The sequence below is a fragment of the Sphingomonas sp. SORGH_AS_0950 genome (genome assembly GCF_030818415.1).
GTDB lineage: Bacteria > Pseudomonadota > Alphaproteobacteria > Sphingomonadales > Sphingomonadaceae > Sphingomonas.
In genome coordinates, this window is record NZ_JAUTAE010000001.1 from 2,350,836 (window position 1) to 2,364,686 (window position 13,851).

The 13,851-nt window shown below is 68.1% G+C and carries 13 protein-coding genes and 1 pseudogene; 5 read left to right on the forward strand and 9 right to left on the reverse strand.

The window, feature by feature from the left end:
• Positions 1-177 precede the first annotated feature (177 nt).
• Both QE385_RS10255 and QE385_RS10260 read left to right on the forward strand, forming a co-directional pair.
• Positions 178-1,614 carry a hypothetical protein gene (locus QE385_RS10255; RefSeq protein ID WP_307101480.1) on the forward strand — a complete coding sequence of 479 codons (1,437 nt, stop codon included), beginning with the start codon at positions 178-180 and terminating at the stop codon, positions 1,612-1,614.
• Positions 1,611-2,348, forward strand: coding sequence for a polysaccharide deacetylase family protein (locus tag QE385_RS10260; protein ID WP_307101481.1), 738 nt, complete (start codon positions 1,611-1,613; stop codon positions 2,346-2,348). Before QE385_RS10255 ends, QE385_RS10260 begins: the two co-directional genes overlap by 4 nt.
• Here QE385_RS10260 and QE385_RS10265 read toward each other — a convergent pair whose 3' ends face one another.
• The 4 genes from QE385_RS10265 to QE385_RS10280 all read right to left on the reverse strand — a co-directional run bounded on the left by QE385_RS10265 (position 2,349) and on the right by QE385_RS10280 (position 5,533).
• The gene (locus QE385_RS10265) at positions 2,349-2,810 is read right to left on the reverse strand and encodes a hypothetical protein (protein ID WP_307101483.1); all 462 of its coding nucleotides are present in this window, start codon (positions 2,808-2,810) and stop codon (positions 2,349-2,351) included.
• Between the two features lie 68 nt (positions 2,811-2,878).
• Positions 2,879-4,063, reverse strand: coding sequence for a glycosyltransferase (locus tag QE385_RS10270; RefSeq protein ID WP_307101486.1), 1,185 nt, complete (start codon positions 4,061-4,063; stop codon positions 2,879-2,881).
• Positions 4,064-4,073: 10 nt separating this feature from the next.
• Positions 4,074-4,601 carry a DUF2141 domain-containing protein gene (locus QE385_RS10275; RefSeq protein ID WP_307101488.1) on the reverse strand — a complete coding sequence of 176 codons (528 nt, stop codon included), beginning with the start codon at positions 4,599-4,601 and terminating at the stop codon, positions 4,074-4,076.
• Positions 4,598-5,533 (reverse strand): hypothetical protein, encoded by a 936-nt coding sequence (locus QE385_RS10280; RefSeq protein ID WP_307101489.1) that lies wholly within the window; start codon positions 5,531-5,533, stop codon positions 4,598-4,600. Before QE385_RS10280 ends, QE385_RS10275 begins: the two co-directional genes overlap by 4 nt.
• A 213-nt stretch (positions 5,534-5,746) precedes the next feature.
• Between QE385_RS10280 and QE385_RS10285 the strand changes: the two genes are divergently transcribed.
• The gene (locus tag QE385_RS10285; protein WP_307101492.1) at positions 5,747-6,895 is read left to right on the forward strand and encodes a glycosyltransferase; all 1,149 of its coding nucleotides are present in this window, start codon (positions 5,747-5,749) and stop codon (positions 6,893-6,895) included.
• Here the strand turns inward: QE385_RS10285 and QE385_RS10290 are convergent.
• From QE385_RS10290 to pyrE, 5 genes and pseudogenes are all read right to left on the reverse strand, one after another.
• Positions 6,824-7,910: pseudogene (locus QE385_RS10290) on the reverse strand (AI-2E family transporter). The gene QE385_RS10285 and the pseudogene QE385_RS10290 overlap by 72 nt on opposite strands.
• Positions 7,911-7,915: 5 nt before the next feature.
• On the reverse strand, positions 7,916-8,872 hold the full coding sequence (lepB, locus tag QE385_RS10295; protein WP_307101495.1) for a signal peptidase I: 957 nt from the start codon (positions 8,870-8,872) through the stop codon (positions 7,916-7,918).
• Positions 8,869-9,279, reverse strand: coding sequence for a holo-ACP synthase (acpS, locus tag QE385_RS10300; RefSeq protein ID WP_307101496.1), 411 nt, complete (start codon positions 9,277-9,279; stop codon positions 8,869-8,871). Before acpS ends, lepB begins: the two co-directional genes overlap by 4 nt.
• Before the next feature lie 133 nt (positions 9,280-9,412).
• Positions 9,413-10,141 carry a pyridoxine 5'-phosphate synthase gene (locus QE385_RS10305; RefSeq protein ID WP_307101498.1) on the reverse strand — a complete coding sequence of 243 codons (729 nt, stop codon included), beginning with the start codon at positions 10,139-10,141 and terminating at the stop codon, positions 9,413-9,415.
• The gene (gene pyrE, locus QE385_RS10310) at positions 10,138-10,722 is read right to left on the reverse strand and encodes an orotate phosphoribosyltransferase (RefSeq protein WP_307101501.1); all 585 of its coding nucleotides are present in this window, start codon (positions 10,720-10,722) and stop codon (positions 10,138-10,140) included. The genes QE385_RS10305 and pyrE overlap by 4 nt, the downstream gene beginning before the upstream one ends.
• A gap of 257 nt (positions 10,723-10,979) precedes the next feature.
• On the opposite strand from pyrE, the gene coxB reads away from it, so the two are divergent.
• Entirely contained in the window at positions 10,980-12,140 is a 1,161-nt protein-coding gene (coxB, locus tag QE385_RS10315) for a cytochrome c oxidase subunit II (RefSeq protein WP_307101504.1), read from the forward strand.
• 3 nt (positions 12,141-12,143) lie between these two features.
• On the forward strand, positions 12,144-13,817 hold the full coding sequence (gene ctaD / locus QE385_RS10320; RefSeq protein ID WP_307101506.1) for a cytochrome c oxidase subunit I: 1,674 nt from the start codon (positions 12,144-12,146) through the stop codon (positions 13,815-13,817).
• Positions 13,818-13,851 lie beyond the last annotated feature (34 nt).

The following is a 13,851-nucleotide window of genomic DNA, read 5'->3' on the forward strand; positions in this document are numbered from 1 at the left end:
GGTGTCCCGGCCCGAGAGGACAGGGATATCCTCGCCACCGGGGACACCCCTCCACCATGCTTCGCATGTGTGCGAGCGAGATGGTGCCCCCCGGGCACCATCTTGACGTGCCGGGGGGCACGGCAAAGCTCGCCCACCCTCCCCTTGCAGGGGAGGAATGATTCTGGACCTATCCGAATGTCGAGACTGCCTAGCAATCGCCCCGCCACGGCGAACCACCGCCTCCTGATCCTCCTCGCCGTGGCGATCCTCGCCCGCATGGCGACCTTCGGCAATCCGGTGGTCCATGTGGACGAGGAGTTCTACTTCTTCACCGGCCATGCGATGTGGCAGGGCGCGTGGCCCTTCGTCGATGTGTGGGACCGCAAGCCGATCGGGCTGTTCCTGCTCTATGCCGTGCCCGCCGCATTCGGGTTTCCGGCGGGTATCTGGGCCTATCAGGCGATGGCGCTGGCCAGCGTGGTCGCGACCGGATGGCTGATCACGCGGATGGCGGAGCGACTCGGCTGGGGCGCGGGCGCGACGGCGGCGGGCATCGCCTATATCCTGTGGCTCGGTCTGCTCGGCGGACAGGGCGGGCAGGCGCCGGTCTTCTACAATCTGCTGATGATGGGCGCGGCCTGGGCGATCTTCGAATCGGATCGGCGGGGAGTGCGCAGCCTGGGGCTGGCCACGATGGCGCTGGTCGGATTGGTCCTCCAGATCAAATATTCGGCGGTGTTCGAGGGGATGGTCTTCGGCCTCTGGCTGCTGGGCGGCGAGTGGCGGCGGAGCCGGAGCCCGGTCGCGCTGATCCTGTACGGCGCGGCGCTGGTCCTGGTGTCGCTGGTCCCGACCGCGCTGGCGGCGGGCGTCTATGCCGCGATCGGCCAGTGGGACGCGTTCCTTTACGCCAATTTCCTGTCGATCTTCCGTCGCAACCCCGATCCCCTGCCCGAGCTGGCGGGCAATCTGGGGCAGATGGTCCTGATCCTGTCGCCGGTCGTGACGCTGGCGGTGCTGGGCCTCAAGCGCGCGACCCGCAATCGGGAGCATGGCTTCCTGGCGGTCTGGCTGGCGGCCGCGATCGTCGGTGTGCTGCTGTTCCGGCCCTGGTTCGACCATTATGGCCTGCCCATCCTGCTGCCCGCCTGCACCGCCGCCGCCGCGATGCTGGGACGCGCGGACTGGCGGCGGCGCTACACGCCAGCGCTGCTGCTCACCGCCGCGCTGGCCGGGCAGATCGTACTGGTCGCGCTGCGCCACGAGCGGGGCGGCCCCGCCGAGTTCGCCGCATTGTCCCAGGCGGTCGGCAAGGGGCCGGGATGCCTCTATGTCTATTCGGGCAGCACGATGCTCTATGTCGTGACCGAGCGTTGCACCCTGTCGCGCTATATCGTGCCCGCGCATCTCAGCCGGGCGCGCGAAGCGGGTGCGACCGGCGTCGACCAGGATGCCGAGATCACTCGCATCCTCGCCCGGCACCCCGCCGTGGTCGTGATGCGCCCGCCCTATAAGGGCGAGCGGCCCGCCGCCCATGCCCGCATCATGGCAGCGATGGCGGACGGATACCGGCTGACCGCGAAACTGCCGATGGGCAATGAGATGATCAGCGTCTATAAATCCACGCGATGAAACGCCTTCTCGCCTCGATCCATGACGTGTCCCCCCGGTTCGAGGGGGCGGTCGATGCGCTGTTCGACCGGCTGTCGGGGCATCTTGGCGGGCCGCGCCTCGCCATGCTGGTCATCCCCGACCATTGGAACAGCGCGCCGATCGCGCCGGGCACCCCCTTTGCCACCCGCCTGCGCGACTGGGCGGACATGGGGATCGAGATGTTCGTCCATGGCTGGTCGCACAAGGACGATATGGTCCACACCGACCAGAAGACCGCGCTGAAGGCCAAGCACATGACCGCGGGCGAAGGCGAGTTCGTTGGCTTGCCCCACGCCGAGGCGCTGCGCCGGATGAAGCGCGGCACCGCGCTGATCGAGGACATCATCGGCCGCCGCGCGACCGGCTTCATCGCGCCCGCCTGGCTCTATTCGGATGAGGCGCGGGCAGCGCTCGGCGATGCCGGGTTCGGGCTAGCCGAGGATCATTTCCGCGTCTGGACGCCCGCCGACGGCCGGATCGTCGCGCGCGGGCCGGTCGTCACCTGGGCGAGTCGCTCACGCGGGCGGCAACTGAGTTCGCTCGCCGCCGCCGCCGTACTGCGCCACGGCCTGCGCCCGACGCCGGTTGCGCGGGTCGCGGTCCATCCGGGCGACAATGGCGTGCCCGCGCTGCTCGACAGCATCGACAAGACCTATTCGCGACTGGCGAAGACCCATACGCCGTCGCGCTATGCGGATTTGCTCGCCGCCTGATCAGCGCGCGGCGAGGCTGTGAAGATATTGGTGCCTCGCGTCTGACCCGCGTGGATAGCGGGACAGCGTCTTCACCTCGGCGCGCGTCAGGGTGAAGCGGTGATAGCCCTTGCCGGTCAGGCATTGCTCGACATCGCTCACCTGAATCGCCTGAAGGTCGCGCTTCTGCCGGTCGGGTTGCGTTCGCCGGACCGAATCGCCCCAGCTATCGCTTTCGGAAGCGCTGGGGAAATTCAAAAGGCGATCCGCCGTCTCGAACCCTCGGATGAAACGCTTGGCCGGTTCGTCCTGCGAGACATCGCGGAAATAGCCGGTCTTGGCACATTCGATCGCGTCGGCGCGGTATTGGGCAAAGCTGATGCCGGGCTTACCCCAGCTTTCGATCGGGGGACGGTCGGCGGCCTGGGCCGTGCCCGTGGACACCAGCATGATGCCGATCACGACTGCGAAGCCCCGACTCATCGACCATTCCCCATGACATTTTTGTCATGGTGACAGACTCCCGAGCGGTGCGAAAGGTCCGTTTCGGCTTAAGCGACGGCCCGCTGCTGCTCGCCTTGGTCGAGCAGCCGCTGGTAGCGCGCGATCAGCGCCTCGGCATGGTCGCGGTCGCTGAACACCTTGCCCGCCGCGACTCGCGCGGCGTTGCGCAGGACGCGCTGGTCGCGCGACAGGAGCCGCTCGATCGCCTCGGCGCAGGCTGCGCCGTCGCGGGCGCGGAAGGTCTCGGCGAACAGCGGATTGGCGACCTCGGCGCACCCGCCATAATCGGGCACCACCAGCGGCAGGCCCGAAGCCAGCGCCTCCGACGCCACCAGCCCGAAGGTTTCGGTCTCGCACCCATGGACCAGCGCGTCGCAGCTCGCCATGATCCGCGCCAGGCGCGGGCGGTCATAGACCGGGCGGAACAGGCGGATATGCGGGCTGCCCGCGATCCGCTTCTCCAGCGCGCGGCTGGCGACGCCGCCGCCGATCAGGACCAGCCCGACCGGACGGCTGGAGGCCACCCGCTCGACCGCGTCGATCACCATCGTCCAGCGCTTTTCGGGATGATGCCGCCCCAGCCCCAGCAGCAGATGCGCATCCTCGGGCAGCGCGCATTGCGCCAGCAGCGCCGCACGCAGCCGTTCGTCGCGGTGGTCGGGCGAGAAGAAATGCCGCTCGATCCCCAGCGGGATCCCCTCGTCCACCCGCACGCCGCGCTTGCCGAGTCGCTTGACCAGCGCCGGGCCGTTGGACAGCACCAGGTCGTAATGGTCGAGGAAGCGGTTCATGTAGCGGCTGTACCAGCTGAACCAGTCCTCCACCCGCTCCTGCGCGACGATGCCGTCCAGCCAGCGGACCGGATAGGTGCCGACATTGTCGTTGTGCATGAAGAAGACCTTCTTCGCGCGCCCCTGCCAGTTGGCGACGAACCAGGCGGGCTTGGCGGGCGACGACACCTCGACGATGTCGGGGTCCAGCTCGTCGAGCAGGCGGCACACCGGCGCGCCGTCCCAGAACATGCCGTAATTGGTGTCCAGGATCAGGCGCGGCGCCTTGATATAGATGATCTTGCCGCCGCCCGGACGCTCCTCGACCATATCCTCGGTGCCGGGGGCGAGCACGATCAGCTCATGGCCCATCTCGGCCAGGATCGACATCTTGCGGTCGATATAGGTCCGCACCCCCCCGCCGGTAGGCGAGTAGAATTCGTTGACGTCGACGATACGCATCGTCTTCCCCTTATTCGACCGGGCCGAAGCCGCTCAGGCCACGCAGATATTGGGCGCGAATGGTCACCGTCGCCACCCCCGACGGCACGTCGATCAGCGCCGATTCGAGCGGCGGCTTGCGGCGGCCCAGCTTGGTGTTGGCCGGGAAGCCCGCACCGTCGCTCCAGAAGTTGAACTTGTTCTTGCCATCGCGGTCATGCGTGAACAACAGCGCATAGCGGCCCGGGCGCGGCACGCGGATGCACATCGCGATCGGCCCGCCGCCCGTCGGCGTCGGCACCTGGACGCGGCGGAACGTCTTGCCCGCGCGGACCAGCACGCCGTCGTCCGCCAGGAAATCCTCCTCGTTCGCCGGATAGAGTTCCAGCTTGAGATTGCCCTTGCGGTCCTTCAGCCCCTCGATCCGGGCCAGGATCGCCGGACCGCCGCCGCCGGTGCAGGCCGCCGCATCGCTGCCCAATACCTGCGCGCCCGCCGCCTGCGGCACCACCGCCAGCGCGACCGCCGTCACCGCCATCATCTTCATCACGCGAATCATGCGCGCACCTTCCGAACCAACGCCGTCAAACCGAACCCGGCGATCAGCACGACATGGACCAACAAAGTTAGCGCCGCGGTGAACGCGATCAGTTCGCTCAATTCCTGATCCTGCCCGATCAACAGGATCGCGAAATTGGCGAAAAGAAGGTCCTTGTTGGGCACCAGCGGCAGGCGCGAGACCAGCAGCCGCGCCGCCGACAGGAACAGCCACATGCCGAGCGACACGCTGGGCATCCCGTAATGCCAGGCGAGCGCCACCAGCAGCGAATTGGCGATCAGGCGGACGCAATGGACCATGAAGACCCACCAGAGCGTCCTGCGATCGAGCGAGAAGACCCGGCGCGAGAAGATCAGGAAGGGCAAGGAGGTCGCCATGACGATCGCGATCGATCCCCAAACCAGCCGCAACTGGTCGGCGGTCAGCAATTCGCGCCCGACCGGCAGCGCCAGCCCGATCATCAACAGGGTGATCGCATTGCCCGCGATCGCCGACAGGATGCCGACATCCTTGACCGCGCCGAAGGGCGCCGCGACCATCTTCGCGTTGGCGCGCGCCCAGGCATAGAAATAGGCCTCGCCCGAATAGCTGAACGCGACCTCATTGGCGATCCGCTTGCGGATCAGCGCGGCCATGCCGCTGATCGGAATGCCCCACAGCCGCCGGAAAATGATGTAGTCACCGATCGGCAGCGCCATGTAGAGGCCGAAAAAGACGACGTAGAACATCGGGTTGGCCGGCACCGAATGGCTCAGCCCGACCAGCCCGCGCCCCAGCAGCTCATGCCCCAGCCCCACGATCATGGCGAGCGTCAGCGCCCCGCCGATAATGGCGGGCCAGCGGCTCTTCACGGTCTTCAACGGCTCCAGCGCGGCCATATCGCGCGCCACCGGTCCGCTCGTCGCAGACGGGATCGCCTGTTGCGGGGTCATGGGATCATCTCGTTCATTCTGCACGTTAGGGAGATTCCTCGGCGGCGGCGCGCCGGCGGCGCCCGCTAACCTCAACACTGCTTTCTCGCACCTGAATAAGAATTCATCTCTGTCCGGTGATTGTGTCCACCATAGGGCTGATCCTGACATAATTGAGCGACAAGCGCCGATTATCGCCGCATCCCATTGTCGCCATCGTCCCCGTGGGAGCCCATGCCAGCCGATCATATCCTGACTTACGCGCTGGCGATGCGCGGCGGCGTGGAAGCGGCGCTGGGCCGGATGTTCCAGGGCTGGCTGGACCGCGGCCGCCGGGTGACACTGGTGCTGGGCGAGGAAAGCGGCCAGTTCCAGGCGGGCGTGCCGATGGGGGTCGAGACGGTGACGCTGGGGCATCAGAGCTATGCCGGGCTGTGCACCACCCTGCCCGCGATGATCGGGCGGATGCGGCCCGACATCATCTTCTGCCCCGGCAACCATTATACCAGCATGGCGGCATGGAGCCGGTTGCGGCTGGCCGGGGCCTGCCCGCCGATCGTCGCCAAGATGTCGAACGCGGTCGATCGCGGCGACCATCATCCCGTCCTCGCCTGGGGCCAGCGGCAATGGCTGGCGCGGCACCGGCTGTTCCTCGACGCCCTGGTGGCGATGACCCCCGCCACCGCCCGCGCGGCGCAGGATGCCACCGGGCTGTCGGTCGCGGTCATCCCCAACCCGCCCGCCGCGCTGCCCGACCTGGCGCTCGACCGGCCGCGCCCGCCCGGTCGCCGGATCCTGGGTGTCGGACGACTCGAGCCGCAGAAGCGATGGGACCGGCTGATCACCGCGATGACGCATCTGCCGCCCGATATCGGGCTGACCATCCTGGGCGAAGGCAGCCTGCGCCCCGCGCTGACCGCACAGATCGCCGCGCTGGGCCTCACCGGTCGCGTGACGTTGCCGGGACATAGCGCCGACGCCCCCGCCGCGATGGCGGCGGCGCAGGTGGTGGCGCTGGCGTCGGATTATGAAGGCGTGCCCGGCGTGCTGCGCGAGGCGCTGGCGGTCGGGACCCCGGTCGTCGCGACCGATTCGAGCCCGGCGGTGCGCGAGATCGTCCGCGACCCTGCGCTGGGCACGGTCGTCGCGCGCGAGGATCTGGCGGGACTGGTCGCGGCGCTCCGCCATTGGCTGGACCCGGTCGCGCCGCGCCCCGATCCCGTGCCGCAGCCGGGACAGGATTCGCCCGACCGCTATCTGGCGCTGTTCGATTCGATCGTCACCGCCCGGCACAACCGCCAGGCGCTGGCGTCAGGCAATGTCCGCTTCGGCGCGCGCGCTGTCGCCGTCGCGCGCCGCCTCGCGCTCCGACCGGCGCTGTAGCGCGGACTTGGCCATCGCGGTCATCGGGTCGGCCAGCGCCAGCCCGAGGATGCCGAACAGCGCGCTCGCCATGATCTGGGTCGACAGGGTCAGCGCGGGGGGCAGGTCGACCGTCCGCTTGGCGACCATCGGCACCACGACATATCCGTCGAAGGTCTGCACGACCAGATAGGTGCCGATCGCCCAGAAACCGGCATCGGTCCCCGCCGAAAAGCCGACCGCGATCATCAGCGTGCCGGTGATGATCGCCCCGATATTCGGGATGAAGGCCAGGATGCCCGCGATGATGCCGAGCAGCAGCGCCATCGGCACGCCCCCGATCATCAGCGCGATGCCGGTCAGCACCCCCTCCACCGCCATGCCGAGCAACCGCCCGGCGAGCAGCTTGCGCAGCGTGCTCATGACGCGCGCCTGGGTGATCGCGAACTCGGCGCGCGCGGCGCGCGGGACCATCCATTGCAAGCCGCGCGCATAGCCCTCCGGGTCCATCGCCAGGAACAACCCGATGATGAGGATCATGAAAGCCGAGGTGATCGCCCCCACCGCCGTGCCCACCCACGAGGTCAGCCGCCCGATCGATCCCAGCGACTGTTTCACCAGCCCGTTGATGTCCGAGGTGCCGGGCATCAGCCCCTGCGACGCCAGCCATTCGGTCAACCGCCCGACCTGGGTCTCCAGCGTCGAGCGAAGCTGCGTCACCTGCTGCGTCATCTCGACGCCGGTCAGGAAGAAGGTGCCGAACAGGAACGCCGTCACCGCCAGCACGACGATCAGCAGCCGCCAGCCCGCGCCCGATCGGCAACACCCGCCCGAGCAGCCGCACGCCGCCGTCGAGCAGCGTGGCGAAGACCAGCCCGGCGAAGATCACCAGCAACGGCTGGACCAGCAGCACCGCGATCGCCATGCCCGCGATCAGCCCCAGCCAGATCGCCGCGCGCGTCAGCTCCCGCCGGACGAAGCCCTCGCGAAATTCGATCGGTGCGGGGGCGTCGGTCAGCGGGGCGGGGTCGGTCATGGCGCTCAGTCCGCCTTGGCCGGATGCAGCGAGGTGCCCGCCCGGCCCGAGCGCAGCGATCCCCACCAGGTCAGCGGGTTCAGCGTCGCATCGCCGTCCAGGCTGAACGTCACGAACTCGGCCCGCCCGCCGATATTCTCATAGGGCACCGCGCCGCCCAGCCCCAGTTCGGCCAGCGAGAAGCGGCTGTCCGCCGAACGGTCGCGATTGTCGCCCATCAGGAAGACATGATTGGCCGGAATGGTGATCGGGCCGTAATTGTCGCCCGGGCTCCAGCCCAGCTCGACCGTGTCGTAGCGGCGGTTGTTGGGCAGCGTCTCGGTCACGATCGGCAGGTGGCAGACCCATTGGCCGCTCGCCAGCCGCACCTTGGCTCCGTCGCCATAGTCGGACGCGTTGCACGGGCTGTTGGTGTCGACCGGGATGTCGACATAATGGAGCGGCCCGCGCTTCACCGGCTGGCCGTTCAGGATGACGGTGCCGTCGCGCACCTCCAGCCGGTCGCCGGGCAGGCCGATGACCCGCTTGATATAGTCGTTATGCGTCCCCGGCGGCGTCACGATCACCACATCGCCGCGCGTCGGCAGCGAGCCGAAGAGGCGGCCATGGATGAAGGGCAGCTGGAAGCTCCAGCTCTCGGTCGGCTGGTGCAGCACGACCGATTTGAAGATCGCCACCGGATTGGGGATGGTCGGCGAGACGAAGGACCAGCCATAGGCGAATTTGCTGACGACCAGCCGGTCGCCGACGCGCAGGCCCGGCAGCATCGATTCGGACGGGATGTAGAAGGGCTTGGCGATGAAGCTGTGGAAGCCCAGCACGATCAGCAGCAGCCAGAACAGCCCCTTGACCTCTGACCACCAGTCGGTGCGCTTCCTGGGCCGGGGCGCGGAATCCGACGGCTGCGGCCCCGGCTGGTCCGTGGGCGAGCCCTGGTTGGTATCCAACACCGCGTCCTTCATGCGGAAACTTCCGGTCTTGCCTCGATCACCACAAAGGCCTGCGCCCAGGGGTGATCGTCGGTCATGGTCAAGTGAATATGCGCGACGTGGCCCGGCGGGGTCATCGCGTCAAGTCGTTCGCGCGCGCCGCCGGTCAGCACCAGCGTCGGCGCACCGCCGGGCTGGTTGACGACGCCGATGTCGCGCATGAACACGCCCTGCGCGAAACCCGTGCCCACCGCCTTGGAAAAGGCCTCCTTGGCGGCGAAGCGCTTGGCGTAGGTGCCTGCACGGGTGAAGGGGCGTTTCGCCGCCTTGGCCTGCTCCACATCCGTAAAGCAGCGCGCCTCGAACCGGCCGCCATGCCGGTCGAGCGCGGCCTGGATGCGCTCGATATTGCACAGGTCCGAGCCCATGCCGATGATCATGACATCCTCCCCGGCACGGGGAGGGGGACCGCCGCGGAGCGGTGGTGGAGGGGGTTCTCCACCACACGAGTCATTTGGGGCGCTCCCCCTCCACCAGCCTGCGGCTGGTCCCCCTCCCCGTGCCGGGGAGGATTCACCGCGCCACGTCCATCGCGGCGCGCATCTTGCGGACCACTTCGTGTAGGCCGACGAACACCGCATCGGCGATCAGGAAATGGCCGATGTTCAGCTCGCGCACCTGCGGGATCGCCGCGATGGGGGCGACATTGTCATAGGTCAGGCCGTGACCGGCATGGACCTCGATCCCGTTCTTGGCGGCCAGCGCGGCGGCGTCCGACAGGCGGCGGAGTTCCGCGGTCCGGGCCTCGCCGTCCAGCTCGGCATAGCGGCCGGTGTGCAGCTCGACCACCGGCACGCGCAGGGCCAGCGCCGCCTCGATCTGGCGGGGATCGGGTTCGATGAACAGCGAGACGCGGATGCCCGCCTCGCCCAGCTGCGCCACCATCGGGGCCAGCCATTCGCGCTGCCCGGCGGCGTCCAGCCCGCCCTCGGTCGTGCGCTCCTCGCGCTTTTCGGGGACGATGCAGGCGGCGTGCGGGCGATGCTTCAGCGCGATGGCCAGCATCTCTTGCGTGGCCGCCATCTCCAGGTTGAGCGGCACGGTCAGTTCGGCCGACAGCCGCGCAATGTCGTCGTCGGTGATATGCCGCCGGTCCTCGCGCAGATGCGCGGTGATGCCGTCGGCCCCCGCCTCGGCCGCGAGCAGCGCCGCCTTGACCGGATCGGGATAGCCCGCCCCGCGCGCGTTGCGCACGGTCGCGACATGGTCGATATTGACCCCCAGCCGCAGATGCCCGCTCATGCCGCCGCGCGGCTCCCCGGCTTGATCGCGGGGATCGCGGCCAGTTCGGGCGGCAGCTCATCGGGGCTGTAGCTGGGCACGTCGAGCCGGATCAGCGGGAAGAAGGGCACGCCCAGATCGGCCGCGCCGTTGGAACGATCGACCAGCGAGGCCGCCGCGATCGTCTGCCCCCCTTCGCGCGCGATGGCGGCGATCGCCTCCCGGCTCGACAGCCCGGTGGTGACCACGTCCTCCATCATCAGCACCTTCTGACCTGCATCAAGCCGGAAGCCGCGACGCAGGTGGAAGGTTCCCTCGGGCCGCTCCAGAAACATGCCCGGTACGCCCAGCGCGCGCGCCATTTCATGGCCGACGATCACGCCGCCCATGGCCGGGGCGACGACCGCGCTGATCTGTGCGCGGATCTCGGCCGGGATCTTGGCCGCCACCGCCTCGCACAGCCGCGCCGCGCGCGCCGGGTCCATCAGGACGCGCGCGCATTGCAGATAGCGGGGGCTGCGCAGGCCCGAGGACAGGATGAAATGCCCCTCGAGGAGCGCCTCGGCGGCGCGGAACTCGGCAAGGACGTCGTCATCGGTCATGCGGGGCAACTCCGGCAGGTCGTTATCAGATGACCCGGCCTCATAGGATCGCGCCTGCGCGGGCGCAATCATGGTCGCGACAGCTATGGGTTGAGGGGGCGCGGTCCCGTGCTATAGTCCATCTAACAAGAACGACATGACGCCCCGCCCGCGACCCGTCGGACCACGATGGGCGGGCGAGGGAGATGGGAGACGAGAGCGGGATGAGCGAGGCCAAGCGCATGTCCGGACCCCGGAGGATGAGGATGCCCAGACGGATGAAGGCGATCGTGATCGCTGCCGGGATGGGATGCGCCGCGCTGTCGGGAACCGCCCTTGCGACTCCGGCCGTGCCCGCCCGGCCCGTCCCCCAGGCCGCGGCCGAGGGTGCGGGCGTCGCCAACACTGCGCCGACCAGCGCCGCCGCGCCCGCCACCGCCGCCCCGACCAGCCCGCTGCTGGCGCAGGACGGCGCGCCCGCGACCACCATCGACCCGAAGGTCGGACTGCCGATCGACGGCCGCATCGGGCTCCAGCCGCAGGTGACGAAGAACGGCGAGTTCGCGCACTGGATGCACAATGGCGTGCTGGTGCCGGTCATCACCGCCATCTGCGTGCTCGTCCTGCTGCTGCTCGCCTGGGTCGTCTTCCGCTATCGCCGGGCCGCCAATCCGGTGCCGTCCAAGACCAGCCACAACACGCTGGTCGAGGTGCTGTGGACGCTGGGCCCGGTCGTCGTCCTGGTCCTGATCGCCATCCCCTCGATCGGGCTGCTCCAGGCGCAGTTCAAGCCCGCGCCCGCCGGTGCGGTCACGCTCAAGGCGATCGGCAACCAATGGTATTGGACCTATCAATATCCGGATCATGGCGGGATCGAGATCACCGCCAACATGCTGAAGGAAAAGGATCAGGTGGCGCCGGGTGAGCGGGCGCGCACCGATGCCGACGGCCCGCGCCTGCTGGCGGTGGACAATCGCATCGTCCTGCCCGTGGGCGTGCCGATCCGCCTCATCACCACCTCCAACGACGTCATCCACAGCTGGGCGATCCCGGCCTTCTGGATGAAGCTGGACGCGGTGCCCGGCCGGTTGAACGAGACGAGCTTCACCATCGAGAAGCCGGGCCTGTATTTCGGGCAATGTTCGGAACTGTGCGGCGCGCGCCATGCCTTCATGCCGATCGCGGTGCAGGCGGTGCCCCCGGCGCAGTTCGCGGCATGGGTCGCGGCCAAGGGCGGCAAGATGCCGGGTTCGGCCGCGCCCTCCTCCTCGGTCATCCCGCAGCCGGGGGCCGAGGGTTCGGCCGCCGAAGCGGCGCAGGCCAATGCCGCCGACGCGGTGACGGGTCCGGCCGAAAACGCCTCCACGCCCGCCCAGTCCCCCTCTTCCGCGCAAGGCGCCACCGGCAATCCGGCGGGCCCCGGCAACGCTGGACAATAAGCCATGACCGACACCGCACTTCACCCCGGATCGGCTTTCGTCGGTCATGACGACCATCACCACACGCACCATGACGCCGATCACAAGCCCGGCTTCTTCGCGCGCTGGTTCCTGTCGACCAACCACAAGGATATCGGCACCCTCTATCTGATCTTCGCGATCGTGGCGGGGATCATCGGCGGCGCGATCTCGGGCCTGATGCGCGCCGAGCTGCGCGAACCGGGCATCCAGTATCTGGGCATCTGGGCGGGGATGCTGCACGGCGGCGCGCAGAGCCTCGACCAGTCGCTGCATCTGTGGAACGTGCTGATCACCGCGCATGGCCTGATCATGGTGTTCTTCATGGTGATGCCCGCGATGATCGGCGGGTTCGGCAACTGGTTCGTGCCGATCATGATCGGCGCGCCCGACATGGCGTTCCCGCGCATGAACAACGTGTCCTTCTGGCTGCTGATCCCGGCCTTCACGCTGCTGCTCGCCTCGCCCTTTTTCGGGTCGGGCGCGGGGGTGGGCTGGACCGCCTATGCCCCGCTATCGACCTTCGGCGAGCCGGGGCCGTCGGTCGACATGGCGATCCTGTCGCTCCATCTGGCGGGCGCCTCGTCGATCCTGGGCGCGATCAATTTCATCACCACCATCTTCAACATGCGCGCGCCGGGCATGACGCTGCACAAGATGCCGCTGTTCGTGTGGTCGGTGCTGGTGACGGCCTTCCTGCTGCTGCTGTCGCTGCCGGTGCTGGCCGCCGCGATCACCATGTTGCTGACCGACCGCAATTTCGGGACGACCTTCTTCGACCCCGCCGGGGGCGGCGACCCGATCCTGTACCAGCATCTCTTCTGGTTCTTCGGCCATCCCGAAGTGTACATCATGATCCTGCCCGGCTTCGGCATCGTCAGCCAGATCATCGCGACCTTCAGCCGCAAGCCGGTGTTCGGCTATCTCGGCATGGCCTATGCCATGGTCGCGATCGGCGTGGTCGGCTTCGTCGTGTGGGCGCACCACATGTTCGCCACCGGCCTGAGCGTGAACACCAAGATGTATTTCACCGCCGCGACGATGATCATCGCGGTGCCGACCGGCATCAAGATCTTCTCGTGGATCGCGACCATGTGGGGCGGTTCGCTGACCTTCAAGACGCCGATGGTCTGGGCGATCGGCTTCATCTTCATGTTCACGGTCGGCGGCGTGACCGGCGTGGTGCTCGCGAACGGCGGCATCGACGATTACATGCACGACACCTATTATGTCGTCGCGCATTTCCACTATGTCCTGTCGCTGGGCGCGGTCTTCGCGCTGTTCGCGGGCTTCTATTACTGGTTCCCGAAAATGTCGGGGAAGATGTATAGCGAGCTGCTCGGCCAGCTGCATTTCTGGGTCTTCTTCGCGGGCGTGAACCTGTTGTTCTTCCCGATGCACTTCCTGGGGCTCCAAGGCATGCCGCGCCGCTATCCCGACTATCCGGATGCCTTCGCGCTGTGGAACAAGGTCGCGACCCACGGCTATGAGATCATGGCGGCGGGCATGGCGATCTTCTTCATCAACCTGATCTGGTCGCTGATCGCGGGCAAGCCGGCGGGCGACAATCCGTGGGGTGAAGGCGCGACGACGCTGGAATGGACGCTGTCCAGCCCGCCGCCCTATCACCAGTTCGAGACGCTGCCGCGCATCGACTGACCCCCCGGCTCCCCACCGCCCTTGCAAGACCCCG

Excerpts from the sequence above, each read along its gene's own strand:
- ctaD (WP_307101506.1), top strand. The coding sequence starts at position 12,144 with ATGACCGACACCGCACTTCACCCCGGATCGGCTTTCGTCGGTCATGAC.
- coxB (WP_307101504.1), top strand. The coding sequence starts at position 10,980 with ATGAAGGCGATCGTGATCGCTGCCGGGATGGGATGCGCCGCGCTGTCG.
- QE385_RS10265 (WP_307101483.1), bottom strand. The coding sequence starts at position 2,810 with ATGAGTCGGGGCTTCGCAGTCGTGATCGGCATCATGCTGGTGTCCACG.
- QE385_RS10305 (WP_307101498.1), bottom strand. The coding sequence starts at position 10,141 with ATGAGCGGGCATCTGCGGCTGGGGGTCAATATCGACCATGTCGCGACC.
- QE385_RS10275 (WP_307101488.1), bottom strand. The coding sequence starts at position 4,601 with ATGATTCGCGTGATGAAGATGATGGCGGTGACGGCGGTCGCGCTGGCG.
- QE385_RS10285 (WP_307101492.1), top strand. The coding sequence starts at position 5,747 with ATGCCAGCCGATCATATCCTGACTTACGCGCTGGCGATGCGCGGCGGC.
- QE385_RS10270 (WP_307101486.1), bottom strand. The coding sequence starts at position 4,063 with ATGCGTATCGTCGACGTCAACGAATTCTACTCGCCTACCGGCGGGGGG.
- lepB (WP_307101495.1), bottom strand. The coding sequence starts at position 8,872 with ATGAAGGACGCGGTGTTGGATACCAACCAGGGCTCGCCCACGGACCAG.
- acpS (WP_307101496.1), bottom strand. The coding sequence starts at position 9,279 with ATGATCATCGGCATGGGCTCGGACCTGTGCAATATCGAGCGCATCCAG.
- QE385_RS10255 (WP_307101480.1), top strand. The coding sequence starts at position 178 with ATGTCGAGACTGCCTAGCAATCGCCCCGCCACGGCGAACCACCGCCTC.
- pyrE (WP_307101501.1), bottom strand. The coding sequence starts at position 10,722 with ATGACCGATGACGACGTCCTTGCCGAGTTCCGCGCCGCCGAGGCGCTC.
- QE385_RS10280 (WP_307101489.1), bottom strand. The coding sequence starts at position 5,533 with ATGACCCCGCAACAGGCGATCCCGTCTGCGACGAGCGGACCGGTGGCG.
- QE385_RS10260 (WP_307101481.1), top strand. The coding sequence starts at position 1,611 with ATGAAACGCCTTCTCGCCTCGATCCATGACGTGTCCCCCCGGTTCGAG.